The organism is Pseudomonas sp. JL23, assembly GCF_056933585.1.
This window is the reverse complement of the sequence record NZ_CM167795.1, coordinates 1,029,983-1,053,035: the sequence shown is the minus strand read 5'-3', so window position 1 is coordinate 1,053,035 and position 23,053 is coordinate 1,029,983. Positions and strand designations below refer to the sequence as shown.

Here is a 23,053-nt window from a genome sequence, read left to right as displayed (position 1 = left end):
CTACCTCAACTTCAGCGTGGCAAGGCCGACCAATACGAGAATCACGGTGATGATCCAGAAACGGACGATCACGCGTGGCTCGGGCCAGCCCTTGAGTTCAAAGTGGTGATGGATGGGCGCCATGCGGAAAACACGGCGACCGGTCAGCTTAAAGGAAGCCACCTGAATTACGACTGACAGGGTCTCCATCACGAACACACCGCCCATGATGAACAGGACGATTTCCTGACGAACAATCACGGCGATGGTGCCCAATGCGGCGCCCAGTGCCAGGGCACCGACGTCACCCATGAAAACCTGGGCTGGATAAGTGTTGAACCAGAGGAAGCCCAGACCCGCACCAATCAGCGCGCCGCAGAACACGATCAGCTCACCGGCGCCCGGTACATAAGGAATCAGCAGGTATTCGGCGAACTTCACGTTACCCGACAGGTAGGCGAAAATCCCCAGTGCGCCGCCGACCATGACCGTCGGCATGATGGCCAGACCGTCGAGACCGTCGGTCAGGTTGACCGCGTTGCTGGAGCCGACGATGACGAAATAGGTCAGGACAATGAAACCGGCGCCCAGGGGAATGCCGACATCCTTGAGCATCGGGATCAGCAGGGTAGTTTCCACCGGCGACTGAGCAGTCATATAAAGGAAGATCGCCGCGCACAGGCCGAACACCGACTGCCAGAAGTACTTCCAGCGGCTCGGCAGACCCTTGGAGTTCTTCTCGATCACCTTGCGGTAGTCGTCAACCCAGCCAATCGCCCCGAATAGCAGGGTCACGGCCAGCACGACCCATACGTAACGGTTGCTCAGGTCCGCCCACAACAGGGTGCTGATGCCGATGGCCGACAGGATCAGCGCACCACCCATGGTCGGCGTGCCGGATTTGGACAAGTGCGACTGCGGCCCATCGTTGCGCACGGACTGACCGATCTGCCGATTCTGCAGGGCGCGAATCATCCATGGCCCCAGGCACAGCGACAGCGACAGTGCCGTCAGCACGCCGAGAATCCCGCGCAGGGTCAGGTACTGAAAGACCGCAAAGCCTTTGTAGAACTGTTGTAGATACTCGGCCAACAGCAGCAGCATTAATGTTTCTCCAGGCTGGTAGCGCACAAGGCAGCAACGACGTTTTCCATCGCTGCGCTGCGCGAACCCTTGATCAAAATGGTTGTTTGAGTGTCCTGCTCGGCATCCAGAGCAGCAATCAGGTCAGCCTGATTGGCAAAATGGCGCGCATGCTCGCCGAAGGCGCGCACGGCGTGAACCATCAACGGACCAACGGCGTACAACGCCGAGACCTTACCGGCCGCATAGGCGCCGACATCGTGATGGCCCTGTTCGGCCCAGTCGCCCAGCTCACCGATATCACCCAGTACCAGTACGGTACGCCCGGCAAAACCGGCGAGGATATCGACGGCGGCGTTCACCGAAGTCGGGTTGGCGTTATAGGTGTCATCGATGACCCGCAGCCCTTTGCTCGACAGCTGGGCGACAGTGCGGCCCTTGACCGGCTGCACACTGTTCAGGCCTTCGACGATGCCGCTCAGGCTCACGCCCAAGGCGCTCGCGGCAGCGGCGGCGGCCATGGCATTGGTCACGTTGTGAGTGCCGAGCAAATTCAGTTGCACCGCCGCCGCGCCATCAGGGCTGTGCAGGGTAAAGGCCGGGCAGCCGCGCGGATCCACATGCAGATCGCTGGCATACAGGTCGGCCGCCGGGTTATTCAGGGAGAAACTCAGCAACGGCCGACTGCCTGCACGGGCCTTCCAGATAGGGAAAGCCTTGTCGTCCAGGTTGAGCACAGCGGTGCCGGTGGCATTAAGCCCTTCGATAATCTCGCCCTTGGCCTCGACAATCTTGTCCGGACCGCCGAACTCGCCGACATGGGCGGTCCCGGCGTTGGTGATAATCGCCACATGAGGCTGGGTCAGGCTGACGGTAAAAGCGATTTCGCCGACCCGCGAGGCGCCCAGTTCGATCACGGCGGCGGCGTAGTCGGTGTTCAGGTCGAGCAGCGTCAGGGGCACGCCCAACTCATTATTGAGGTTGCCACGGGTAGCCAGGACGGGACCGCGAGTGCGCAGGATGCTGGCAAGCATCTCCTTGACCGTGGTCTTGCCGCTGGAACCGGTCACCGCAGCCACTGGCCGGTCGATAAAGGCATTGCGACTCAGCGCGCCCATCTGGGCCAAGGCCTTGCGGGTATCCTGAACAACCAGTTGCGCCAGCGGCGCATCAGGGATTTCGCGCTCGACCAGAGCCGCCACAGCGCCGCTGTCACAGACCTGCTCCAGGTAATCATGACCGTCGAAACGCGGACCGGTCAGGGCCACGAACAGTTGGCCTGGCTTGATTGAGCGGCTGTCGATGCTGACGCTGTCGAAGCTGCAATCGTCGCCAATCAGCCGGGCATCCAGCGGCGTCAACAGTTCGTGCAGGAACAGTGGCTTAAGCATGAGCCACCTCCCACGCCGCCAGGGCCTTCGCCGCTTCTTCCAGATCGGAGAAGGCATGGCGCTGGCCGTTGATTTCTTGATAGTCCTCGTGACCCTTGCCCGCCAGAACCAGCACGTCGCCCGCATTGGCAGCGGCGATCATCTCGGCGATAGCCTGACCACGGCCTTCGACAAAACGCACTTTATCCACAGCGAGGAAACCGGGACGGATATCGTCGAAAATCGCCGTCGCCACTTCACTGCGCGGGTTGTCATCGGTGACCAGCACGCCATCAGCCAGACGCTCGGCGACTTCGGCCATCAACGGACGCTTGCCGCGATCACGGTCGCCACCACAGCCGAACAGGCACAACAGCTGGCCTTTGGCATGGGGGCGCAAGGCTTCGAGAACTTTTTCCAGGGCATCGGGGGTATGGGCGTAATCGACCACAACCAGTGGTTTCGCACCGCCACCCAGGCGCTGAATGCGGCCCGCCGGGCCTTCCAGCTTCGGCAGCACCGCAAGAATTTCATCCAGGGCGTAATCCATGCCCAGCAAGGCTCCGACTGCTGCCAACACGTTGCTCAGGTTAAAGCGCCCGAGCAGCGTACTGCGCAGGAAATGCTCGCCATGACGGGTTACCAGCGTGGCGCGCACACCATCATCGTCGAACTGCGCATCGCGGCAATAAAGCGAAGCGGCAGAGTCCAGCAGGCTGTAGGTGATCAACCGCGACTCATGCTCTTCGTCGGCCAGGCGGCGGCCGAACTCGTCGTCCAGGTTGATGACCCGGCAGGCCAGGTTCGGCCAGGCAAACAGTTTCGCCTTGGCATCGCCATAGGCCTGCATGGTGCCGTGGTAATCCAGGTGGTCCCGAGACAGGTTGGTCAGCACTGCAACATCGAAGGCCAGGGCCGCGACACGCCCCTGATCCAGGCCATGGGAAGAGACTTCCATGGCTACGGCGCGAGCACCGGCTTTCTTCAATTCAGACAGCGTGGCCTGTACCGAAATGGCGTCCGGGGTGGTCAGCATGCCGCTCTGCAGGGCGCCATGGAAACCGCTGCCCAAGGTGCCGAGCAAGCCGCAAGGCTGGCCGAGCAGATCAAGGGCCTGAGCCACAAGCTGGGTAACGCTGGTCTTGCCATTGGTGCCGGTCACGCCGACCAGATTCAGGCTGCGGCTCGGATCGCCGTAGAAACGCCCGGCCACGGCGGACAACTGGGCCGCCAGGCTTTTTACCGGGATCAACGGGACATCGGTGATCGGCAGTACAGTCGCGCCCTCTGCCTCGTAAGCCACTGCGGCAGCGCCACGATTCAGGGCATCGGCGATATGTTCACGACCATCGACCTTGCCACCCGGTACCGCCAGGAACAGATCACCAGCGCGCACCTTGCGGCTGTCGAGTGCCAGCTCGCGAATCAACAGATCGCGCTCGGCATGGGGAAACAGCTTGTTCAAATTAAGCGACATCAGCCACGTCCTCCTTTGACAGGAACCGGCACAGCATTGGCCGTTTCCTGCGGCTGGGCTGCGAGGTTGTCCGGCGTGACGTTCATCAGGCGCAGGGTGCCGGACATCACTTTGCTGAACACCGGAGCAGAAACCAGACCACCGAAGTAACCGCCTTTGCTCGGCTCATCGATCACGACCACGATGGCGTAGCGCGGATTGCTCATCGGCCCGAAGCCAGCGAACAGCGAGCGATAGGCGTTCTCTTCATAACCCTTGGTGCCGACAGACGTCTTACGTGCAGTACCACTCTTGCCAGCAACGTGATACGACGGCACACGAGCGCGATAGACGCCGCGCGGGTCTTCGATCACCTGTTGCAACATGCCTTGCAGGGTCTTGGCGGTTGCTTCCGGAATCGCCTGCACCGCCGTCGGTGGTGCATCGGACTTTAGGATGGTCAACGGCACGATCCGGCCATTGTTGGCCAGCGCCGCATAGGCGTGCACCAGCTGCAGGGCCGTTACCGACAGACCGTAGCCGTAGGACAGGGTCGCGGTTTCCGCCTTGCGCCACTCGCGGTAGTTAGGCAGGTTGCCCACGCGCTCGCCAGGGAAGCCCAGACCCGTGTACTGACCCAGACCGACGCGCTGCATGGCGCGGAAAATCGCCTCGCCACCGACGTCGAAGGCCACCTTGCTCATCCCCACGTTACTGGAGTTGATCAGGATGCCGGTCAGGTCGAGAACCGGACCTTCGGTCTTGGTCACGTCGCGGATGGTGTATTTACCGATCTGCAGAGTACCGGGGTACACCTCGACCTTGTCGCTCGGCTTCCAGCGGCCGCTGTCCAGCGCGGCGGTCATGGAGATCGGCTTCATGGTCGAACCGGGCTCGAACACGTCGATGATCGCACGGTTACGCATGGCCGCAGGGACCATGGTGCGCCGATTGTTCGGGTTGTAGGTGGGCTGATTGACCATCGCCAGGACTTCACCGGTCTTCACATCCATGATCACCAGACTTCCCGCCTTCGCATCATTCTCGATGATGGCGTTGCGTAATTCGCGAGTGGCCAGATATTGCAGGCGTAGATCAATAGACAAAGCCAAGGTCTTCCCGGCCTTGGCGTTTTTGGTGACCTGGACATCCTTGATAAGGCGTCCCTTTCGGTCCTTGATAACCTGTCGTCGACCGGGGACCCCGGCCAGCCAGTCATCGTAGGCAAGCTCGACCCCTTCCCTGCCATGGTCGTCCAGGTCGGTAAAGCCGACCATGTGGGCGGTCACGTCACCGGCCGGATAGAAGCGGCGGAATTCTTCGATGGCGTAGACGCCCGGTACTTTCAGGTCGACAACCGACTGGCCCTGCTCCGGGGTCAGGCCGCGAACCAGATAGATGAATTCTTTGTTGGCCTGGCTATCCAGACGCTCAGTCAGGCTCTTCACGTCCTGGCCCAGGGCGGCAGCCAGCGCTGGCCACTTGGTTTTGTCCGCCTGCATTTCCTTGGGGTTGGCCCACAGGGTAGTCACCGGCGTACTGACGGCCAGAGGCTCGCCGTTGCGGTCAGTGATCAAGCCACGGTGCGCCGGAATCGGAATGTGCCGCACGCTGCGCGCATCACCCTGTTCCTTGAGGAAAGTGTGGTCGACGACCTGCAGGTCGATGATCCGCCAGGAAATCGCAGCAACCATGATGGTGAGCAGGCCCACCACGACGCGGAAGCGCCACGGGTAGAGTGCCCCTTCCAGCTTCATCATGGTGCGACCATCCGGATATCGGCCGCATTGGGAATGCGCATCTTCAACTGATCAGTAGCCAGTTGTTCGATACGACTGTGGGCGGTCCAGGTGCTCTGTTCGAGGATCAGCCGGCCCCACTCGGCCTGCGCCTTGTCGCGCACGCTGAGTTCGGAATAGAGGGAGTTGAGCAGTTGCCGGTTCCAGTGGGCGCTGTAGGAAACGCCGATTGCCGACACCAGAACGGCAATAAACAACAGCAGCATGATAAAGCTGCCGGTTGGCAAGGGCTTGAGAAACAGCCGACTCATCGGAGCTTCTCCGCCACACGCATGACAGCGCTGCGCGAACGCGGGTTGGCACGGGTCTCTTCATCAGAAGCGAACTGCGCCTTGCCGACCAGACGGATCTTCGGTTCGAACGCCTTGTGCTGAATCGGCAGGTTGCGCGGCATGTTGTCCGCCTCGCCCTTGACCAGCTTGCGCATGAACAATTTGACGATACGGTCTTCCAGCGAATGGAAGCTGATGACTACCAGGCGGCCACCGATTTCCAGCGCCTCCAGGGCCGCTTCAAGACCGGCTTCCAGATCGCCCAGTTCGTTGTTGACGTGAATACGCAGGCCCTGGAACGCACGGGTCGCCGGGTTCTTGCCCTTTTCCCAGGCAGGGTTGGCAACCTTGAGCACTTCGGCCAGATCGCCAGTGCGCTCGAACGACTGCACTGCGCGGCGCGCTACGACAGCACCGGCCATGCGCTTGGCAAAACGCTCTTCGCCGTATTCCTTGAAAACACGGGCGATTTCTTCCACAGGCGCGGTGGCGATGAACTCGGCGGCACTCATGCCCCGACTCGGGTCCATGCGCATGTCCAGGGGGCCGTCATTCATGAAGCTGAAGCCGCGCTCAGGATCGTCCAGTTGCGGCGACGACACGCCCAGGTCCAGCAGAATGCCGCTGACCTTGCCTTCAAGACCGCGGGTTTGCAGCTCGCTGCCCAGCTCGGCAAAGCTGCGCTGCACAATGACAAAGCGGCCGTCTTCGGCCGCTAGCGCTTGCCCGGTGGCAATCGCTTGAGGATCCTTATCGAACCCCAGCAACCTGCCATCAGGGCCCAGGTGCTTGAGTATCAACCGGCTATGCCCGCCGCGCCCGAACGTGCCATCCAGATAGCAGCCACCAGAACGCACCGCGAGAGCCTCTACAGCCTCGTCGAGCAATACGGTGATGTGGGTAAAGCCGCTATTTATAGTCACAGAATCAGATCACGCAGTTCATCAGGCATCGCGCCAGGTTTTTGAATGGCCGCAAGATCCGCATCAGCAAGAGCGTTCCAGGCGTCCTCGTCCCACAATTGAAACTTGTTCAGTTGCCCCACCAACATCACGCGCTTATCCAGCTTGGCGTAGTCGCGCAAACGCGGAGGAACAACAAAACGACCGCTGCCATCGAGCTCCAGGTCGACGGCATTGCCGATCAACAGTCGCTGCAAGCGGCGGTTCTCTTCGCGAAAAGTTGCCAGTTCGCGCAATTTGGCTTCGATCAGTTCCCACTCGGAAAGTGGGTAAAGGCATAAGCAAGGGTCTACAGCGTCGATAGTTACTATCAACTGGCCACCACTGCGCGAATCGAGCTCGTCGCGGTACCGGCTCGGCATAGCGAGACGTCCCTTGGCGTCGAGATTGATTGCGTTGGCACCACGAAACACGGCGCATTCTCCGAATTCTAACTATTTGCGCTGAAAAAACCCACTTCATGCCACTTTCTGCCACTTGCGCACACTATAGGAATGCGTCCACCACACCGTCAAGGCGCCGTCCTAAGGAAAACCCTTACAGAACGGAGATTTAGCAGCGGTTTCGGATGACGGAAGAGAATTCAGGTGAGGTTTTGCCAGATAAACTCGCGACAGCTCAGAAAGCTACGTGTCGAAGTTAAAGTGATTTGTCACATATAAGATTTTTTCGGTATTACCGACGAGCGCTTCTGCTTGTGAAAAACAGAAAGAGGGGAAAGGTGGAGAGTCGATCTGTAAGCCGGGTTCTGTCGAGGACAGTCATTCCTCTACGACGGCCATCACTGGACGTCTTTAGCAACCTACCCGGTTCCAGCGCGGGCCACGCCTAGGAACCCTATTTGGTCTTGCTCCGAGTGGGGTTTGCCTAGCCACGAACTGTTACCAGACGTGCGGTGCGCTCTTACCGCACCTTTTCACCCTTACCGGCGCCGAAGCGCTTAGGCGGTTATTTTCTGTGGCACTTTCCGTAGGCTCGCGCCTCCCAGGCGTTACCTGGCACTCTGCCCTATGGAGCCCGGACTTTCCTCCCCCCCTAAATGGCGAACCAAAAGGGGCAGCGACTGTCCAATCGACTCTCCGCCGCCAAGGTTATCGACACCAAGGCTTCAGGACAAGCTTTTACTCCGTCCATTACCGTTTCGCTACAGCGACTTACTCGGGCTTTTGCTTGTCCAGGGCAACCTGGTAGAGCAGATTCTTGCGTACGCCAGTAATCTGCGCCGCCAGTGCCGCCGCGCGCTTGAGGGGCATTTCCTCAAGCAGCAGATCGAGAATGCGCCGCGCTTCGGTGCCGATGACATCTTCGCCTTCCGGCTCCGTCCAACCCGCAACCAACACCACGCACTCGCCGCGTTGCTGATTGCTGTCGCCCTCAACAAAGGCACGCAGCTCGGCCAGCGGCAGCCCCTTGAGCGTCTCGAAGGTCTTGGTCAGCTCGCGACCCAGCACCGCCGCACGCTCGCCGCCGAAGACTTCTTCCAGATCCTGCAGACACTCAAGAATGCGATGCGGCGCCTCATAGAAGATCAGCGTGCGCGGCTCTTCCTTGAGCAGTTCCAGACGAGCGCGACGCCCCACTGCCTTGGCAGGCAGGAAGCCCTCGAAAATGAAGCGGTCCGATGGCAGGCCGGCCGCCGACAGCGCAGCGATCAGAGCGCAGGCGCCCGGCACCGGCACCACGGGAATCCCCGCCGCCCGCGCCTGACGCACCAGGTGATAGCCAGGGTCGGAAATCAACGGCGTACCGGCATCGGAAATCAGCGCGACGTTATCCCCCGACAGCAGACGCGCGATAAAGCGGCTGCCCTCGTCCCGTTCGTTGTGCTCATGGCAGGCCGCCAAGGGCGTGGGGATACCAAAGTGTTGCATCAAACGTAACGAGTGCCGGGTATCTTCAGCAGCGATCAAGGCCACCTCGCGCAGTACCTTCAGGGCCCGAACGCTCATGTCATCCAGATTGCCGATGGGCGTCGCCACCACATAAAGCGAACCGGTCGTGGAATTCAAAGCACCTGTAGCAGTCAAAACGCCACCTCAATAGCTGTAGCCATGCATTTAAAAAAGAAAGCCATTGTACAGGCTAAGCTGCCGATACAAGGACATGCGGGCCATAACAAGGAGCAAGAACATGACTGAAACGCATTATCTTCACTTGAAACAAAAGAAAACCTGCGCAATTGCTCGGTCAAATCCAAGTCTGCGACTTATATCACCGCTTTAAACGCCACCAACGTCGCGCCCCGGCCAGTGCTTGGGTACAATTCCCCGCTAATTTGCTCGAGTATCAGGAACATATACATGATCGCTAGCTTGCGGCTGTTATCTGCCCTCTGCCTCGCTGCCCTGTTGGTAGCTTGTGCCGGTTCGCCTTCGTCCAGCCTTGGTGAACTGCCTCGCACCCCGGACGCCAGCATCGAGCAATTGCTCGACCAAGCCTCGACAGCCAAGACTCCGGAACAGGCCGCACTGCTCAGACTGAGCGCCGCCGACCTGTCAAACCAGCAAAACAATCCCGGTCGCGCCGCGCAGATCCTGGCCCAGGTACCACTGGATCAGCTCAAGCCCGCGCAACAGATTTTCGCCAGCACCCTGGCCGCAGAACTGGCGCTGGGCCGCAATCAGCCCCAGGCGGCATTGGCAGCCTTGAGTCATCCGAGCCTGCAACGCCTGGCCGAACTGCCGGTTGAACAGCAGATTCGCACCCACATGACCATGGCCCGCACCTTTGAAGCCAATGGCCAGAGCATGGCGGCCATTCGTGAGCGTGTCATGACCGGCCCGCTGCTGCAGGGCCAACCATTGGCCGCCAATAATGACGCCATCTGGGCAGCGGTTGCCGCACTGCCACTGGATCAACTGCAAAGCACTGCCGACGACGACCTCGGCGGCTGGCTGAGCCTGGCTCGCGGCATCAAGCAGGCCGGTACCCTGGAACAGCAACAGGCCGCTATCGATACCTGGAAAGCCCAGCATCCGAAGCATCCTGCTGCCCAGCAACTGCCGACTACCCTGGCGCAACTGCGCGCCCTGACCAGCGAACCTATCACCAAGATCGCCCTGCTGCTGCCGCAGGAAGGCTCCCTGGCTTCGGTAGCAAAAGCGCTGCGTGATGGCTTCATGGCCGCGCACTTCCAGGCCGAACAGGCCGGGCAGAAGCCGCCAGCCATCCAGGTTTTCGATAGCTCGCGCATCAATAACGTCGATGAGTTCTACCGCCAGGCCAAGGCCGCAGGCGTGCAACTCGTAGTCGGCCCACTGGAAAAACCTCTGGTCAAGCAACTCGCCAGCCGCCCAAGCCTGCCGATCACCACTCTGGCGCTGAACTACAGTGACTCCAACACCGACGGCCCGCCGCAGCTCTTCCAGTTCGGCCTCGCCGCCGAAGACGAAGCCCGTGAAGTTGCCCGTCGCGCCTGGGCCGATGGCAAGCGCAGCGCCGTGGCCATGGTGCCGAAAGGTGAATGGGGTGATCGCGTTCTCGACGCATTCCGTCAGAGCTGGCAAGCCAAGGGCGGCAAGATGATCGCTGCCGAACACGTCGATCAGCCGGTCGCACTGGCCGGACAAATCGCCGAGCTATTCCAGCTGCGCAACAGTGAAGGCCGCGCTCAGCGCCTGCAGAGCACCACCGGTGCCGCCATGGCCGCACAGCCGTCGCGTCGTCAGGACATCGATTTCATGTTCCTCGCCGCCACACCGCAGCAGGCTCAACAGATCAAACCGACCATGGTCTTCCAGTACGCCGGCGATGTTCCGGTCTATGCCACGTCGCACCTGTTCACCAATAGCAACGACCAGGCCCAGTACGCTGACCTCAATGGCGTGATGTTCTGCGAAACACCTTGGCTGCTCAACGCCGAAGACCCACTGCGCGCTCAGGTCATCGCCCAATGGCCGCAAGCCGCCGGCCCGCTTGGCCGCCTGTATGCCATGGGTGTCGATGCCTGGCGCCTGGCGCCACGCCTGGATCAGCTCAAGGCCTTGCCTGACAGCCGCATTGAAGGCCTGTCCGGCAGTCTCAGCCTGAACCCGAGCCGCCGCGTAGAGCGCCAGTTGCCGTGGGCCAAGTTCGTCGATGGCAAGATCCAGCGCCTGCCGAACACTGCTCCCTGATGACAGGCAATACCCGCAGGACCGCAGGGCGAGAGGCTGAAACTTTCGCCCTGCTGTATTTACAGCAACAGGGCTTGCAGACGATCACGCAGAACTGGTCGTGCAAACGAGGCGAGCTCGATCTGGTCATGCTCGACGGCGATACAGTAGTATTCGTCGAAGTTCGCTACCGGCGCCACGCAGGCTGGGGCGGCGCGCGAGAAAGCGTGGATCGGCGCAAACAGGAAAAGCTCATCCTTGCTGCACAATTTTTTTTACAGAAAGAATCGCGCTGGAACCAGCACCCCTGTCGTTTCGACGTGGTGGCGATCGAGGGTGATCCTGGCCCCGACGCCCCGCTGCACTGGCTTAAAAACGCCTTCGACAGTTGATACACCGCTCCACAGCGCGACACCAGACACTATCCAGATACCGATTTTTGCTCTTTGCTACGCGGGCTGCACAGTTCTGTGCCGGGAAGCCGCTGAATCTTCAGAAAGCTCCCCAACCGGCCGCAGCCTCTACTTAAGGTCACCCAGATGGACATGCAATCCCGAATTCGCCAGCTTTTCCAGGCCAGCATCGACACCAAGCAGCAGGCCATGGAAGTCCTTGCCCCCTATATCGAGCAGGCCAGCCAGGTCATGGTCAATGCACTGCTCAACGAGGGCAAAATGCTGTCATGCGGCAATGGCGGATCGGCCGGTGACGCCCAACACTTTTCCTCGGAGCTGCTCAACCGCTTCGAGCGCGAGCGCCCGAGCCTGCCGGCCATTGCCCTGACCACCGACAGCTCGACCATTACCTCGATTGCCAACGACTACAGCTACAACGAAGTGTTCTCCAAGCAGATCCGCGCCCTGGGCCAGCCCGGCGACGTCCTGCTGGCCATTTCCACCAGCGGTAACTCGGCCAACATTATTCAAGCGATCCAGGCCGCACATGATCGCGAAATGATTGTCGTAGCATTGACCGGTCGCGATGGTGGCGACATGGCGTCCCTGCTGTTGCCTGAGGACGTGGAAATCCGCGTACCGGCCAAGGTCACTGCACGAATTCAAGAAGTCCATCTGCTGGCGATCCATTGCCTTTGCGATCTGATCGACAGCCAACTGTTCGGGAGTGAAGAATGACCCCTAATCGCCTTAGCCTGCTGGCCCTGACTCTGTGCCTGGGTATCAGCGGATGCAGCTCGGTTATTACTGCGACCCGCGAGTCTCCCATCGAGGATGACCGTGGCACCCGTACGCTGGGCAGCAAGATCGACGACTCACTGATCGAAACCAAGGTGGCAGTCAACGTGGCCAAGGCCAGCCCTGACCTGGATCAGAACTCGCACATTGTCGTGAGCAGCTACAACGGCATCGTCCTGCTGGCGGGCCAGACGCCACGCGCCGACCTCAAGACCCTGGCTGAACAGGCTGCCGGTCAGGTCCAGCGAGTGAAGAAGGTCAACAACGAGCTGCAGGTGCTGGAGCCCTCCTCCCTGCTGGCACGCAATAACGACGCCTGGCTGACTACCAAGATCAAGAGCCAGATGCTCACCGACGCCAGCATTCCCGGCTCCCGCATCAAGGTTGTGACCGAAAACGGTATCGTCTACCTGCTCGGTCTGGTGACTCAGGCAGAAGCCAACCAGGCCACGGCACTGGTGCAGGGCGTGTCCGGCGTGCAGAAGATCGTCAAGCTGTTTGAATACATCGACTGATTATCTGAATGAATGCGGCTTCTTGTGGGACCGGCTTTAGCCGGGAAGACTTAGGCAGGATCGATATATTTCTATCGTCTGTCATACCGCCTTCCCGGCTGAAGCCGGTCCCACATTGGTTACGGCAAATCCAACGCAGCAACAAAAAAAAGGCGACCCGAAGGTCGCCTTTTTTATTTCACTACCTTCAGGCTCGGCCTGCCGGATGGGCGCGGTGGCTCATCATCGGGCGGCGTCGAGTCATCGATATCGATCTCGTCATCCTCATCGCCCATGGGCGGTTCCAGATCGAAGACCATGCCTTGGCCATTCTCCCGGGCATAAATCCCCAGGATGGAACCGGTGGGCACGTACAGGGTGTGCGGCACACCACCGAAGCGACCCTCGAAGCTCACAGCCTCGTTGTCCATGTGCAGATGACGCACCGCGCTGGGCGAAACGTTCAGGACAATCTGGCCATCATTGGCAAAGCCCTGTGGGACCTGAACCGATGGGTATTCCGCATTGACCAGCATATGCGGGGTGCAATCGTTATCGACGATCCACTCATAAAGAGCACGAATCAGATAAGGGCGACTGGAGTTCATCAACGGCTCCTTAAGCCTTAGCGCATGTCACGTTCGACACCAGACAGACTTGCCTGGAATGCCTCCCGTGCAAATTGGCGCTCCATATAGTCAAGCAACGGCTTTGCCGGCCGTGGCAACTCGATACCCAGGATGGGCAAACGCCAGAGTATGGGTAATAGACAGCAATCGACCAGACTTTGCTCGTCACTGAGGAAAAAAGCCTTTTCCTGGAACAGTGGCGAAACACCGGTCAGACTTTCGCGCAGCTCCTTGCGGGCCTGCACACGTTCGGACTCTTTACTGCGCGGATTCAGAATCAGGTCCACAAGCCCACACCAGTCGCGCTGGATCCGATGGATCAGCAAACGGCTGTTGGCACGCGCCACCGGATAAACCGGCAACAGCGGTGGGTGCGGATAACGCTCATCCAGGTATTCCATCACGACCGTAGACTCGTACAACGCCAGGTCACGATCGACCAGGGTTGGCACGCTGCCATACGGATTCACCTCGATCAATTTAGGCGGATGACGGCCCGCCTCCACATCAATAATCTCGGCGCTGACACCTTTCTCGGCGAGCACGATGCGCACGCGATGGGAATAGTGGTCGGCGGGGTCGGAGTAGCAGGCCAACCGGTTGGTCACGCCCATGGCGATCCTCCTCGCTTGTTGAATTTATCGGATATACGGACACGAAAACGCCCCAAAGGACGCCTCCCGATAACGACTGCGCCAAGGCGTGTAGTCATCGCGGCCGACAAGATAGCTCATTTACCGCAAGTAAATTCGCAATCTTGTGATCACCACTATACTCGCCGCGCAATCGCTACCTGAAAGAGACGCCCTGGGGCGCGTTTGCAGACAACGGATTCAGCGTTTTATCAGTGCACATCCTTCCAGTATTCGCGCTTGAGCAGGTAGGCGAAGACGAAGAAGAAGGCCAGGTACAGCAGCACGTAGGTACCGATGCGCTGGTGTTCAAGCTTGACCGGATTGGCCGAGTAAGCGAGGAAAGTCACCAGATTCTTGACCTTCTCGTCGAACTGCTCCTCAGTCAGGCTGCCGCTTTTCGGCACGATGGTCAGTTGGTCACAGGACTCGTGAGTCAGTGGCGCCCCGGTCAACGGGTCATATTGCTTCTTGCCATCGTCCACCACCTGAACCTGCTTGCAACCCACCACTTGACGGCCTTGCAGGCCCGCCAGCACGTTGGGCATGCCGACGTTCGGGAAGACTTTGTTATTCACGCCCCATGGCCGGGACGGATCTTCATAGAACGAACGCAGGTAGCCATACAGCCAGTCAGTGCCACGTACCCGCGCCACCAGGGTCAGGTCAGGCGGCGCAGCGCCGAACCAGGCCTTGGCGTCAGCCGACTGCATGCCGATGCTCATGTGGTCGCCGATCTTGGCGCCAGTGAACACCAGCTTGTCGAGCATGACCTCATGGGGAATCCCCAGGTCATCGGCAACCCGCTCATAGCGCTGGAACTTGGCGCTATGGCAGCCCATGCAGTAGTTGGCAAAGGTCCGCGCACCATCTTGCATGGCGGCCTTGTCCGAGACATCGATATCGACCTTTTCCAGCTCCGGGCCGCCATGCTCGGCGGCGACAGACAACATTGGCAGAGCAGCAAGAATCAACACAGCAAAGAGCTTTTTCATCAGCCAGTCACCCTTTCTGGAACCGGTTTGGTCTTCTCGAGCCGGGTGTAGAACGGCATCAGAATGAAGTAGGCGAAATAAAGGAAGGTGCAGATCTGCGAGACCAGGGTACGTTCCGGGGTCGGCGGCAGAACCCCGAGGATCCCGAGAATCACAAAGGCGACGCAGAACAGCAGCAGCCAGATCTTGCTCAGCCAGCCCTTGTAGCGCATGGATTTGACCGGGCTACGATCGAGCCACGGCAACACGAACAGCACCGCAATCGAAGCGCCCATCGCCATGACGCCCATGAGCTTGTCAGGGATGGCGCGCAGGATTGCGTAGAACGGTGTGAAGTACCAGACAGGGGCGATATGCTCCGGTGTCTTGAATGCGTTAGCCACCTCGAAGTTGGGTTTTTCGAGGAAGTAGCCGCCCATTTCCGGGAAGAAGAACACAATTGAGCAGAAGATGAACAGGAACACGACTACGCCGACAATGTCTTTCACGGTGTAGTACGGATGGAACGGAATGCCATCCAGCGGGATGCCGTTTTCGTCCTTGTACTTCTTGATATCGACGCCATCAGGGTTGTTCGAGCCGACTTCGTGCAGCGCCAGGATATGCAGCACTACCAGGCCAAGAACCACGATCGGCAGGGCAATAACATGCAAGGCGAAGAAGCGGTTCAGGGTGATGCCGGAGATCAGGTAGTCACCGCGAATCCACTGGGTCAGGTCACCACCGATCACCGGAATGGCACCGAACAGCGAGATGATCACCTGGGCGCCCCAGTAGGACATCTGCCCCCACGGCAGCAGATAGCCCATGAAGGCTTCCGCCATCAGCGCCAGGTAGATCAGCATGCCGAAGATCCACACCAGCTCACGCGGCTTCTGGTACGAACCGTAGAGCAGGCCACGGAACATATGCAGGTAGACGACGATAAAGAACGCTGACGCTCCCGTAGAGTGCAGCAGGCGCAGGATCGAGCCGTACTCGACGTCACGCATGATGTATTCGACGGACGCAAAGGCCTCTTCGGCCGAAGGTGTGTAGCTCATGGTCAGCCAGATACCGGTAACGATCTGATTGACCAGTACCAGCAGGGCCAGGGAGCCGAAAAAATAGAAGAAGTTGAAGTTTTTCGGCGCGTAATACTTGCTGAGGTGGTCTTCCCACATTTTGGTGGCGGGGAAGCGGGCGTCCACCCAATCCATGAACTTGCTCATTACGCGTTCTCCTTATCGACGCCAATGACAATAATATTGTCCGACTCATAGGAATGCGGCGGCACTGGCAGGTTCAGGGGGGCAGGCTGGGATTTGTAGACTCGGCCGGCCAGGTCGTAGTGGGAGCCGTGGCAAGGGCAGAAATACCCCCCTACCCAATCCTTGCCCAAATCGGCGGGAGCAACTTCCGGACGAAAGGTCGGCGAGCAGCCCAGGTGGGTGCAGATGCCGATCAGCAGAAGAATCTCTGGTTTGATGGAACGTACTACCGGGTCAACGTAGGCAGGCTGAACAGAACTCTTGGATTCCGGGTCGGAAAGCTGACCCGTGAGCTTGCCAAGATTGCTCAGAATTTCCGGTGTGCGGCGAACAATGAAAACCGGCTGGCCCCGCCATTCAGCAATCATCTGCTGCCCTGGTTCAACCTTGCTGATATTCACCTTTACCGGTGCGCCCGCGGCTTTCGCCTTGGCACTGGGAAACCATGACCCTACGAACGGGACCGCAGCCCCCACCGCTCCCGCCGCGCCAACCACCGAGGTGGCTGCCACGAGGAAGCGGCGTCGGCCTGCATTCACGCCGTCTTTGCTCATTCCGTCCTCTCCCATCAGCTTTGTGGCCTGTTAAATCAGGCGTCTACTTAACTAAAGATTTAGCGTAAAAAAAATTCTGCCGAATGGTAGTGAGATAACCCTGCACAAACAAGGGACATAGATCAATGCAAACGCTAAAACCCTTGTATTCCGGGGCCCGCACCGATGAGTCACGTTGTCACACGCGGCACCCTGCAATAATAGACGTACAAAAGGCAGGCATAAAAAAACGCCCAGCTCCGAAGAGGCTGGGCGTTCTTTTTTGAACGAAGAAGCGAATTAACGCTTCGAGTACTGCGGACGCTTACGCGCTTTACGCAGACCGACTTTCTTACGTTCAACTTCACGAGCATCACGAGTGACGTAGCCTGCTTTACGCAGTGCGCCGCGCAGAGTCTCGTCGTATTGCATCAGAGCGCGAGTGATACCGTGGCGGATTGCGCCAGCTTGACCACTTACACCGCCGCCGATGACGGTAACGTAGATGTCGAATTTCTCAACAGTCTCGGTCAACTCCAGTGGCTGACGAACTACCATGCGGGCAGTTTCGCGGCCGAAGAAGTTATCCAGCGAGCGGTTGTTGATGGAGATGTTGCCAGTGCCCGGACGCAGGAAAACGCGTGCGGTTGCAGTCTTGCGACGGCCAGTGCCGTAATTTTGAGTCGCCGACATAATGAACTATTCCGTTAAAACTTCAGTTCTTGGGGCTGCTGAGCAGTATGAGGGTGTGCAGCGCCCGCATAGACTTTCAGCTTACGATACATGTCGCGACCCAGCGGGTTCTTAGGCAGCATGCCTTTTACCGCGGTCTCGATCACGCGCTCAGGAGCTTTGTCGATCAGCTTTTCAAAGTTGATCGACTTGATCCCGCCCGGAAAACCGGAGTGAGAGTAGTAGATCTTGTCGGTGGTCTTGGCACCGGTCACACGGATCTGCTCAGCATTGATAACGACGATGTAGTCGCCGGTGTCAACGTGCGGAGTGTATTCCGGTTTGTGCTTGCCACGCAGACGGCTCGCGATTTCGGTGGCCAGACGACCCAGGGTCTGACCAGCAGCGTCGACGACGAACCAGTCGCGCTTTACTGTTTCCGGTTTAGCGGTATAAGTTTTCATTACTTTATAGCCTCAAGGGCCGCCCTGAAAAATAGACGGCGGAGCATACTCATAAGTACGGTCTTTGACAAGTCAAAGGCCGCCGGGCACGAACGCTATAGGGGGCTCGGGTCAGCGCGTTCGATCGCAGCGGTATCTTGAGTCGCAGGGCATCACTCCCGCGACAAAGAGACGCGGAATTATGCAGATTGCGAAAAAAATTTCAACCTGCTTTTATGGTTCTCTTTCAAAGGAGATCCAAATGGACTACCGCCAACTGGGCAGAACCGACCTCAATGTCAGTGCAATCTGCCTCGGCACCATGACTTGGGGCGAGCAAAACAGCGAGTCCGAGGCCTTCGCCCAGATCGAACGTGCAAAGTCAGCCGGTATCAATTTCCTCGACACGGCGGAGATGTATCCGGTCCCACCCAAGGCTGAAACCTACGCCAGCACCGAACGCATCATCGGCAACTGGTTCAAGCACAACAAAGATCGCGCCGACTGGATCCTGGCCAGCAAGATCGCCGGCCCCGGCAATGGCATCGACTACATTCGCGGCGGCAACCTCAAGCACAACCGCGAGCACATCCTTGCGGCCCTGGACGCCAGCCTCAAACGCCTGCAGACCGATTATCTGGACCTCTACCAGTTGCACTGGCCTGAGCGCAGCACCAACTTCTTCGGCAAGCTGGGCTACACCCACAAGGACGAAGACTTCACCCCGATCGAGGAAATCCTCGAAGCGCTGGATGAGCAGGTCAAGGCCGGCAAGATCCGTCACGTCGGCCTGTCCAATGAAACACCGTGGGGCACCATGAAGTTCCTGCAACTGGCCGAAAGTCTTGGCTGGCCACGCGTCGCCTCGATCCAGAACCCCTACAACCTGCTCAACCGCTCGTTCGAAGTCGGCTTGGCCGAAATCGCCATTCGCGAGCAATGCGGCCTGCTGGCGTATTCGCCGATGGCGTTCGGCATGCTCTCGGGCAAATACGAAGGTGGTGCCCGTCCGCCCAAGGGCCGCCTGAGCCTCTACAGCCGCTTCACCCGCTACTTCAACCCGCAATCGGAAGCAGCTTGCAGCCGCTACGTCGCCCTGGCCCGTGAACTCGGCCTGGACCCGGCGCAAATGGCCCTGGCCTTCGTCACCCAGCAGCCGTTCGTGACCAGCAACATCATCGGCGCCACCACCCTGGAGCAACTGGACAGCAACCTGGCCAGCGCTGAGCTGGTGTTGTCCGAAGACGTCCTGGCCGCTATCGAAGCGATCCACAAGGATCAGCCGAATCCGGCGCCGTAAGGCCTCGATAGATGTGATTGAAACAATGGATGTGGGACCGGCTTCAGCCGGGAAAGGGCCGGTACATTCGCTGCATTATCATGAGCAGATCTGACGCCTTCCCGGCTGAAGCCGGTCCCACAGCCTGAACCTGCCCCCCTCTTCCCCACATGATCGTTGCAATCCCACTTGCATAGACACTGGACACATCCGCCAAAAAATAAGACGATCCAGCCGCTAGTTGACCACTTTCCCATATAAGAACAAAAGATCATGTCAATCCAAACGACCACGCCCCTGCGGCGTGTCAGCATCCTGGCTATCGACGGGGTGTTTGCCTCGACTTTGATGCAGGCCAAGGACTTTTTCCATCTGGCCAGCCTGCGCTATAGCCGTCAGCTCGGCCAAGGTCGCGTTCCTGCCTTCGAGACTCGCCTGGTCAGCCCTGGCGGCCTTCCTGTGCGCAGTTTCAGCGACGTGGTGATGCCGGTCGAAAGTGACCTGGGCAACACCGACATCATCGTCATACCGGCCTTCTGGGACGATTTCGACGCCCTGAACAAACGCTACCCGCAAATCCTGCCCTGGTTGCGCGAGCAACACGCCCGTGGCGCAGTGCTCTGCGGCGAAGCCAGCGGTGTGTTCTGGCTGGCCGAGACCGGCCTGCTCGATGGCAAGGAGGCGACCACTTACTGGCGTTTCTTCGACGAGTTCGCCCAGCGCTTCCCGAAAGTGCTGCTCAATCAGGAAAAACACCTGACCGACGCCGACAACCTGTACTGCGCCGGCGGCACCACTTCAGCCTGCGATCTGTATATCTACCTGATTGAGCGCTTCTGTGGCGCCAACGTGGCCCAGGCGGTGGCCCGGGACATCCTCTATGAAGTGCAGCGCAACTACGCGCCTGGCAGGATGGGATTTGGTGGGCAGAAGCTGCATCAGGACGTGATCATCCTGCAGATCCAGCACTGGCTGGAGGAGCACTTTGCCGACAAGTTTCGTTTCGAGGATGTGGCGCGCGAGCATGGCATGAGCATCCGCAATTTCATGCGCCGCTTCCAGGCCGCCACCGGCGACAAGCCATTGCACTACCTGCAGCGCCTGCGCATCGAAACTGCCAAGGGCCTGCTGTCCGGTACACGCAAGAGCATCAAGACCATCAGTTATGAAGTGGGCTACGACGACGCCAGCTTCTTCGCCCGGCTGTTTCGCCAGCATACCGAGCTGTCACCGAACCAGTATCGACAGCAATTTCAGCAGGCGGCATAGATGCAGCTGCAAGCTGCAAGCTGCAAGCCTCAAGCTGCAAGCCTCAAGCTGCAATAGGCTTCGCACACAGACCTCTTGTAGCTTATAGCTTGAAGCTTGCTGCTCCCGTCAGGGCCTATGCGGCCGCGCCAGAAACTCGTGGGATTGCATTTCCAGCAAACGGCTCAGGGTGCGCTGGAATTCGAAGTTCAGGCGACCGCCGCTGTACAAGTCCTTGAGTTCCACTTCCGCCGAAATAATCAGCTTGACGTTGCGGTCGTAGAATTCGTCAACCATGTTGATGAAACGACGGGCAATGTCGTCGGTGCTGACGCTCATCTGCTCGACGCCACTAAGCAGCACGGCGTGGAAAATCTTGCCCAGTTCGATGTAGTCGTTCTGGCTGCGCGGCCCGTCGCACAAGGCGCGGAAGTCGAACCAGGCGACGTCGTCGCAGGTGCGTATGGCGCGAATCTCGCGATTCTCGATCATCAGCACATCGTTTTCGATGGCCTTGGTGCACTCCGGCGTCAGGGCGCGGAAGCTCTTGCGCATGCTCTCTTCGGCCGCTTCGTCGAGCGGGAAGTGGAACAGCTCGGCCTGCTCCAGGTGACGCAGGCGATAGTCGACGCCGCTGTCGACGTTGACGATATCGGTGTTCTGCTTGATCAGGGCGATGGCCGGCAGGAAGCGCGCGCGCTGCAGGCCGTCCTTGTACAGGCCGTCCGGCACGATGTTCGACGTCGCGACCAAGGTCACGCCATTCTTGAACAGCTCTTCCATCAGGGTGCCGAGGATCATGGCATCAGTGATGTCGGAGACGAAGAATTCATCGAAGCAAATGACCCGTGCTTCATCGGAGAAACGCTTGGCGATGATGGTCAGCGGGTTGCGCTCACCCTTCAGGGTCTTCATCTCTTCGTGCACGCGCTTCATGAAGCGGTGGAAGTGAGTACGCACTTTCTCTTCGAAAGGCAGCGCTTCGAAGAAGGTGTCGACTAGGTATGTCTTGCCCCGGCCCACGCCGCCCCAGAAGTACAGGCCCTTGACCGGCGTGACTTCTTTCTTGCCGAACAGCTTGCCGAACAAGCCCGGCTTGCTGTTGTGCGCAACGATCAGGTCGTCGTACAGGCGCTGCAAATGGCGCACTGCCGTTTCCTGAGCGGCATCGTGGAAGAAGTCGGGACGCTTCAGATCAGCTTGATATCGTTCTAGGGGGGTCATATTCGTTAGCAAGGCAACAAAAACGGGCCGTCACTGTAGCGACGGCCCAATGGAATGGCAATCCGACAAAGGGCCGAGCCGCGAATTATTCGCTTTTAGGCTGCAGCGCCAGACGAAGGGCCGCCAATGCGGCCTCGCGCTCGCTTTGCGCGGCAAATGTCGGGGTGGAAGCAACGGCCAGGTCATCGCCGTTGATGAAGACGTCGAAACCTTCGCCATTGGCGCGGATGTCGTAATCCTGTGCTTCAGCCTGCAAAGCCTTGGTGACGGCACCGGCGCTCTTGCCATCGGCAAAGCCACGGGACAGCAGCAGTTGCTCGCCTTCAGCCGACAACAGACGGAACAGGAACTGACCGTCTTCACGGAAGCTGACGAAACGCGCGCCCTTGGCGGCTTTCTTCTTGCCGCTATCAGCGCTCTGTACCGAGCTGCGGAACGAGCGCAGGCCCACCGCTTCGCGCAACTCGCCGAGAAACGGCGTGGCGACCTTGCGGGCTTTTTCGGCACCGGCCTGAAGGATGTCCTCAAGCTCAGCCGGACGTTCAATCAGGCGCAGGTAATTGTCCCGCGCCTCGCTCAGATCAGCGTCGAGCAGGTTGAACAGGCGGCTCTTGGCTTCGCCCCAACCCAGGCCCTGCAACAGGTCGGCGCGGAACTCGGCGCACTGCTCGGCGCTGGCGAAGGCCTGGTAGAGGGTGAACAGGTGCGAATTGTCCGGATCCTTGGCCTCGCCCGGAGCGCGGGAGTCAGTGACGATGCGCGAGATCGCGTCCTTCATCTCCTTGGCACTGCTGAACAACGGGATGGTGTTGTCGTAGCTCTTGGACATCTTGCGCCCGTCGAGGCCCGGCAGGGTCGCCACGCTCTCTTCGATAAGCGCTTCGGGCATGACGAAGAACTCGCGGCCCTTGCCGAACAGGTGGTTGAAGCGCTGGCCGATATCACGGGCCATTTCCACATGCTGGATCTGGTCGCGACCGACCGGCACCTGATGGGCGTTGAACATCAGGATGTCCGCTGCCATCAGCACCGGGTAGCTGTACAGGCCCATGGTGATGCCGGCATCCGGGTCTTCGCCGGTCTCGACGTTCTTGTCCACCGAGGCCTTGTAGGCATGGGCGCGGTTGAGCAGGCCCTTGGCAGCAACGCAGGTCAACAGCCAGGTCAGCTCGGGGATTTCCGGGATATCGGACTGGCGATAGAAGGTCACGCGCTCTACATCCAGACCGGCGGCCAGCCAGGTCGCAGCGATTTCCAGACGCGAGCGCTGAATGCGCAGCGGGTCATCGCATTTGATCAGGGCGTGGTAGTCGGCCAGGAAATAGAACGAGTCGGCGTCACTGCGACGGCTGGCGACGATGGCCGGGCGAATCGCGCCCGCGTAGTTACCCAGGTGAGGCGTGCCGGTGGTGGTGATGCCGGTCAGGATACGAGTGGTCATGGCAG

General features: G+C 59.4%; 23 protein-coding genes and 1 other RNA gene. 6 read left to right on the top strand and 18 right to left on the bottom strand.

Annotated features, from left to right (window positions below):
- The 9 genes from mraY to rsmI form a co-directional block, all read right to left on the bottom strand.
- Nucleotides 1-1,083, bottom strand: a complete 1,083-nt coding sequence (gene mraY / locus AC1Z24_RS05100; protein ID WP_259098369.1) for a phospho-N-acetylmuramoyl-pentapeptide-transferase — start codon at nucleotides 1,081-1,083, stop codon at nucleotides 1-3.
- On the bottom strand, nucleotides 1,083-2,453 hold the full coding sequence (locus AC1Z24_RS05095; protein WP_483744783.1) for a UDP-N-acetylmuramoyl-tripeptide--D-alanyl-D-alanine ligase: 1,371 nt from the start codon (nucleotides 2,451-2,453) through the stop codon (nucleotides 1,083-1,085). The genes mraY and AC1Z24_RS05095 overlap by 1 nt, the downstream gene beginning before the upstream one ends.
- A complete protein-coding gene (locus AC1Z24_RS05090) occupies nucleotides 2,446-3,909 on the bottom strand; it encodes a UDP-N-acetylmuramoyl-L-alanyl-D-glutamate--2,6-diaminopimelate ligase (protein ID WP_483744782.1) in 1,464 nt (487 codons plus the stop codon). Before AC1Z24_RS05090 ends, AC1Z24_RS05095 begins: the two co-directional genes overlap by 8 nt.
- Complete coding sequence (locus tag AC1Z24_RS05085; RefSeq protein WP_483746528.1) at nucleotides 3,909-5,645, bottom strand: peptidoglycan D,D-transpeptidase FtsI family protein; 1,737 nt, start codon at nucleotides 5,643-5,645, stop codon at nucleotides 3,909-3,911. Before AC1Z24_RS05085 ends, AC1Z24_RS05090 begins: the two co-directional genes overlap by 1 nt.
- Nucleotides 5,645-5,938: a cell division protein FtsL gene (ftsL, locus tag AC1Z24_RS05080; protein WP_259098364.1), complete on the bottom strand. Its 294-nt coding sequence runs from the start codon at nucleotides 5,936-5,938 to the stop codon at nucleotides 5,645-5,647. Before ftsL ends, AC1Z24_RS05085 begins: the two co-directional genes overlap by 1 nt.
- Nucleotides 5,935-6,882, bottom strand: coding sequence for a 16S rRNA (cytosine(1402)-N(4))-methyltransferase RsmH (gene rsmH, locus AC1Z24_RS05075; RefSeq protein WP_483744781.1), 948 nt, complete (start codon nucleotides 6,880-6,882; stop codon nucleotides 5,935-5,937). Before rsmH ends, ftsL begins: the two co-directional genes overlap by 4 nt.
- A complete protein-coding gene (gene mraZ, locus AC1Z24_RS05070; RefSeq protein WP_259098363.1) occupies nucleotides 6,879-7,334 on the bottom strand; it encodes a division/cell wall cluster transcriptional repressor MraZ in 456 nt (151 codons plus the stop codon). The genes rsmH and mraZ overlap by 4 nt, the downstream gene beginning before the upstream one ends.
- 308 nt (nucleotides 7,335-7,642) lie before the next feature.
- Nucleotides 7,643-8,000: RNase P RNA component class A (rnpB, locus tag AC1Z24_RS05065), an RNA gene on the bottom strand.
- A 75-nt stretch (nucleotides 8,001-8,075) separates the two neighbouring features.
- A complete protein-coding gene (gene rsmI, locus AC1Z24_RS05060) occupies nucleotides 8,076-8,870 on the bottom strand; it encodes a 16S rRNA (cytidine(1402)-2'-O)-methyltransferase (protein WP_483746527.1) in 795 nt (264 codons plus the stop codon).
- A 351-nt stretch (nucleotides 8,871-9,221) separates the two neighbouring features.
- On the opposite strand from rsmI, the gene AC1Z24_RS05055 reads away from it, so the two are divergent.
- From AC1Z24_RS05055 to AC1Z24_RS05040, 4 genes are all read left to right on the top strand, one after another.
- A complete protein-coding gene (locus AC1Z24_RS05055) occupies nucleotides 9,222-11,036 on the top strand; it encodes a penicillin-binding protein activator (RefSeq protein WP_483744780.1) in 1,815 nt (604 codons plus the stop codon).
- Nucleotides 11,036-11,407 carry a YraN family protein gene (locus AC1Z24_RS05050; RefSeq protein WP_259098359.1) on the top strand — a complete coding sequence of 124 codons (372 nt, stop codon included), beginning with the start codon at nucleotides 11,036-11,038 and terminating at the stop codon, nucleotides 11,405-11,407. Before AC1Z24_RS05055 ends, AC1Z24_RS05050 begins: the two co-directional genes overlap by 1 nt.
- Before the next feature lie 147 nt (nucleotides 11,408-11,554).
- The gene (locus tag AC1Z24_RS05045; protein ID WP_259098358.1) at nucleotides 11,555-12,148 is read left to right on the top strand and encodes a phosphoheptose isomerase; all 594 of its coding nucleotides are present in this window, start codon (nucleotides 11,555-11,557) and stop codon (nucleotides 12,146-12,148) included.
- Complete coding sequence (locus AC1Z24_RS05040) at nucleotides 12,145-12,723, top strand: BON domain-containing protein (protein WP_259098357.1); 579 nt, start codon at nucleotides 12,145-12,147, stop codon at nucleotides 12,721-12,723. Before AC1Z24_RS05045 ends, AC1Z24_RS05040 begins: the two co-directional genes overlap by 4 nt.
- A 173-nt stretch (nucleotides 12,724-12,896) precedes the next feature.
- Here AC1Z24_RS05040 and AC1Z24_RS05035 read toward each other — a convergent pair whose 3' ends face one another.
- The 7 genes from AC1Z24_RS05035 to rplM form a co-directional block, all read right to left on the bottom strand.
- A complete protein-coding gene (locus AC1Z24_RS05035) occupies nucleotides 12,897-13,310 on the bottom strand; it encodes a ClpXP protease specificity-enhancing factor (RefSeq protein WP_259098354.1) in 414 nt (137 codons plus the stop codon).
- A 17-nt stretch (nucleotides 13,311-13,327) separates the two neighbouring features.
- The gene (locus AC1Z24_RS05030; RefSeq protein ID WP_259098353.1) at nucleotides 13,328-13,945 is read right to left on the bottom strand and encodes a glutathione S-transferase N-terminal domain-containing protein; all 618 of its coding nucleotides are present in this window, start codon (nucleotides 13,943-13,945) and stop codon (nucleotides 13,328-13,330) included.
- A 230-nt stretch (nucleotides 13,946-14,175) separates the two neighbouring features.
- The gene (locus AC1Z24_RS05025; RefSeq protein ID WP_483744779.1) at nucleotides 14,176-14,958 is read right to left on the bottom strand and encodes a cytochrome c1; all 783 of its coding nucleotides are present in this window, start codon (nucleotides 14,956-14,958) and stop codon (nucleotides 14,176-14,178) included.
- Nucleotides 14,958-16,169: a cytochrome b gene (locus AC1Z24_RS05020; protein ID WP_483744778.1), complete on the bottom strand. Its 1,212-nt coding sequence runs from the start codon at nucleotides 16,167-16,169 to the stop codon at nucleotides 14,958-14,960. The genes AC1Z24_RS05025 and AC1Z24_RS05020 overlap by 1 nt, the downstream gene beginning before the upstream one ends.
- Nucleotides 16,169-16,762 carry a ubiquinol-cytochrome c reductase iron-sulfur subunit gene (gene petA, locus AC1Z24_RS05015; RefSeq protein WP_259098348.1) on the bottom strand — a complete coding sequence of 198 codons (594 nt, stop codon included), beginning with the start codon at nucleotides 16,760-16,762 and terminating at the stop codon, nucleotides 16,169-16,171. The genes AC1Z24_RS05020 and petA overlap by 1 nt, the downstream gene beginning before the upstream one ends.
- 279 nt (nucleotides 16,763-17,041) lie before the next feature.
- Nucleotides 17,042-17,434 carry a 30S ribosomal protein S9 gene (gene rpsI / locus AC1Z24_RS05010; protein WP_259098346.1) on the bottom strand — a complete coding sequence of 131 codons (393 nt, stop codon included), beginning with the start codon at nucleotides 17,432-17,434 and terminating at the stop codon, nucleotides 17,042-17,044.
- A 14-nt stretch (nucleotides 17,435-17,448) separates the two neighbouring features.
- Nucleotides 17,449-17,877, bottom strand: a complete 429-nt coding sequence (rplM, locus tag AC1Z24_RS05005) for a 50S ribosomal protein L13 (protein WP_259098345.1) — start codon at nucleotides 17,875-17,877, stop codon at nucleotides 17,449-17,451.
- A 241-nt stretch (nucleotides 17,878-18,118) separates the two neighbouring features.
- Here rplM and AC1Z24_RS05000 point away from each other — a divergent pair, with 241 nt between their 5' ends.
- Together AC1Z24_RS05000 and AC1Z24_RS04995 are read left to right on the top strand one after the other, a co-directional pair.
- Nucleotides 18,119-19,156: an NADP(H)-dependent aldo-keto reductase gene (locus tag AC1Z24_RS05000; protein WP_483744777.1), complete on the top strand. Its 1,038-nt coding sequence runs from the start codon at nucleotides 18,119-18,121 to the stop codon at nucleotides 19,154-19,156.
- Nucleotides 19,157-19,507: 351 nt separating this feature from the next.
- Entirely contained in the window at nucleotides 19,508-20,404 is an 897-nt protein-coding gene (locus tag AC1Z24_RS04995) for a GlxA family transcriptional regulator (RefSeq protein WP_483746526.1), read from the top strand.
- Between the two features lie 108 nt (nucleotides 20,405-20,512).
- On the opposite strand, the gene zapE is transcribed toward AC1Z24_RS04995, so the two are convergent.
- Nucleotides 20,513-21,607: a cell division protein ZapE gene (zapE, locus tag AC1Z24_RS04990; RefSeq protein ID WP_483744776.1), complete on the bottom strand. Its 1,095-nt coding sequence runs from the start codon at nucleotides 21,605-21,607 to the stop codon at nucleotides 20,513-20,515.
- Nucleotides 21,608-21,692: 85 nt separating this feature from the next.
- On the bottom strand, nucleotides 21,693-23,048 hold the full coding sequence (locus tag AC1Z24_RS04985) for a tryptophan--tRNA ligase (RefSeq protein ID WP_483744775.1): 1,356 nt from the start codon (nucleotides 23,046-23,048) through the stop codon (nucleotides 21,693-21,695).
- Nucleotides 23,049-23,053 lie beyond the last annotated feature (5 nt).

Excerpts from the sequence above, each read along its gene's own strand:
- mraY (WP_259098369.1), bottom strand. The coding sequence starts at position 1,083 with ATGCTGCTGCTGTTGGCCGAGTATCTACAACAGTTCTACAAAGGCTTT.
- AC1Z24_RS05095 (WP_483744783.1), bottom strand. The coding sequence starts at position 2,453 with ATGCTTAAGCCACTGTTCCTGCACGAACTGTTGACGCCGCTGGATGCC.
- AC1Z24_RS05090 (WP_483744782.1), bottom strand. The coding sequence starts at position 3,909 with ATGTCGCTTAATTTGAACAAGCTGTTTCCCCATGCCGAGCGCGATCTG.
- AC1Z24_RS05085 (WP_483746528.1), bottom strand. The coding sequence starts at position 5,645 with ATGAAGCTGGAAGGGGCACTCTACCCGTGGCGCTTCCGCGTCGTGGTG.
- ftsL (WP_259098364.1), bottom strand. The coding sequence starts at position 5,938 with ATGAGTCGGCTGTTTCTCAAGCCCTTGCCAACCGGCAGCTTTATCATG.
- rsmI (WP_483746527.1), bottom strand. The coding sequence starts at position 8,870 with ATGAGCGTTCGGGCCCTGAAGGTACTGCGCGAGGTGGCCTTGATCGCT.
- AC1Z24_RS05055 (WP_483744780.1), top strand. The coding sequence starts at position 9,222 with ATGATCGCTAGCTTGCGGCTGTTATCTGCCCTCTGCCTCGCTGCCCTG.
- AC1Z24_RS05050 (WP_259098359.1), top strand. The coding sequence starts at position 11,036 with ATGACAGGCAATACCCGCAGGACCGCAGGGCGAGAGGCTGAAACTTTC.
- AC1Z24_RS05045 (WP_259098358.1), top strand. The coding sequence starts at position 11,555 with ATGGACATGCAATCCCGAATTCGCCAGCTTTTCCAGGCCAGCATCGAC.
- AC1Z24_RS05040 (WP_259098357.1), top strand. The coding sequence starts at position 12,145 with ATGACCCCTAATCGCCTTAGCCTGCTGGCCCTGACTCTGTGCCTGGGT.
- AC1Z24_RS05035 (WP_259098354.1), bottom strand. The coding sequence starts at position 13,310 with ATGAACTCCAGTCGCCCTTATCTGATTCGTGCTCTTTATGAGTGGATC.
- AC1Z24_RS05030 (WP_259098353.1), bottom strand. The coding sequence starts at position 13,945 with ATGGGCGTGACCAACCGGTTGGCCTGCTACTCCGACCCCGCCGACCAC.
- AC1Z24_RS05025 (WP_483744779.1), bottom strand. The coding sequence starts at position 14,958 with ATGAAAAAGCTCTTTGCTGTGTTGATTCTTGCTGCTCTGCCAATGTTG.
- AC1Z24_RS05020 (WP_483744778.1), bottom strand. The coding sequence starts at position 16,169 with ATGAGCAAGTTCATGGATTGGGTGGACGCCCGCTTCCCCGCCACCAAA.
- petA (WP_259098348.1), bottom strand. The coding sequence starts at position 16,762 with ATGAGCAAAGACGGCGTGAATGCAGGCCGACGCCGCTTCCTCGTGGCA.
- rpsI (WP_259098346.1), bottom strand. The coding sequence starts at position 17,434 with ATGTCGGCGACTCAAAATTACGGCACTGGCCGTCGCAAGACTGCAACC.
- rplM (WP_259098345.1), bottom strand. The coding sequence starts at position 17,877 with ATGAAAACTTATACCGCTAAACCGGAAACAGTAAAGCGCGACTGGTTC.
- AC1Z24_RS05000 (WP_483744777.1), top strand. The coding sequence starts at position 18,119 with ATGGACTACCGCCAACTGGGCAGAACCGACCTCAATGTCAGTGCAATC.
- zapE (WP_483744776.1), bottom strand. The coding sequence starts at position 21,607 with ATGACCCCCCTAGAACGATATCAAGCTGATCTGAAGCGTCCCGACTTC.
- AC1Z24_RS04985 (WP_483744775.1), bottom strand. The coding sequence starts at position 23,048 with ATGACCACTCGTATCCTGACCGGCATCACCACCACCGGCACGCCTCAC.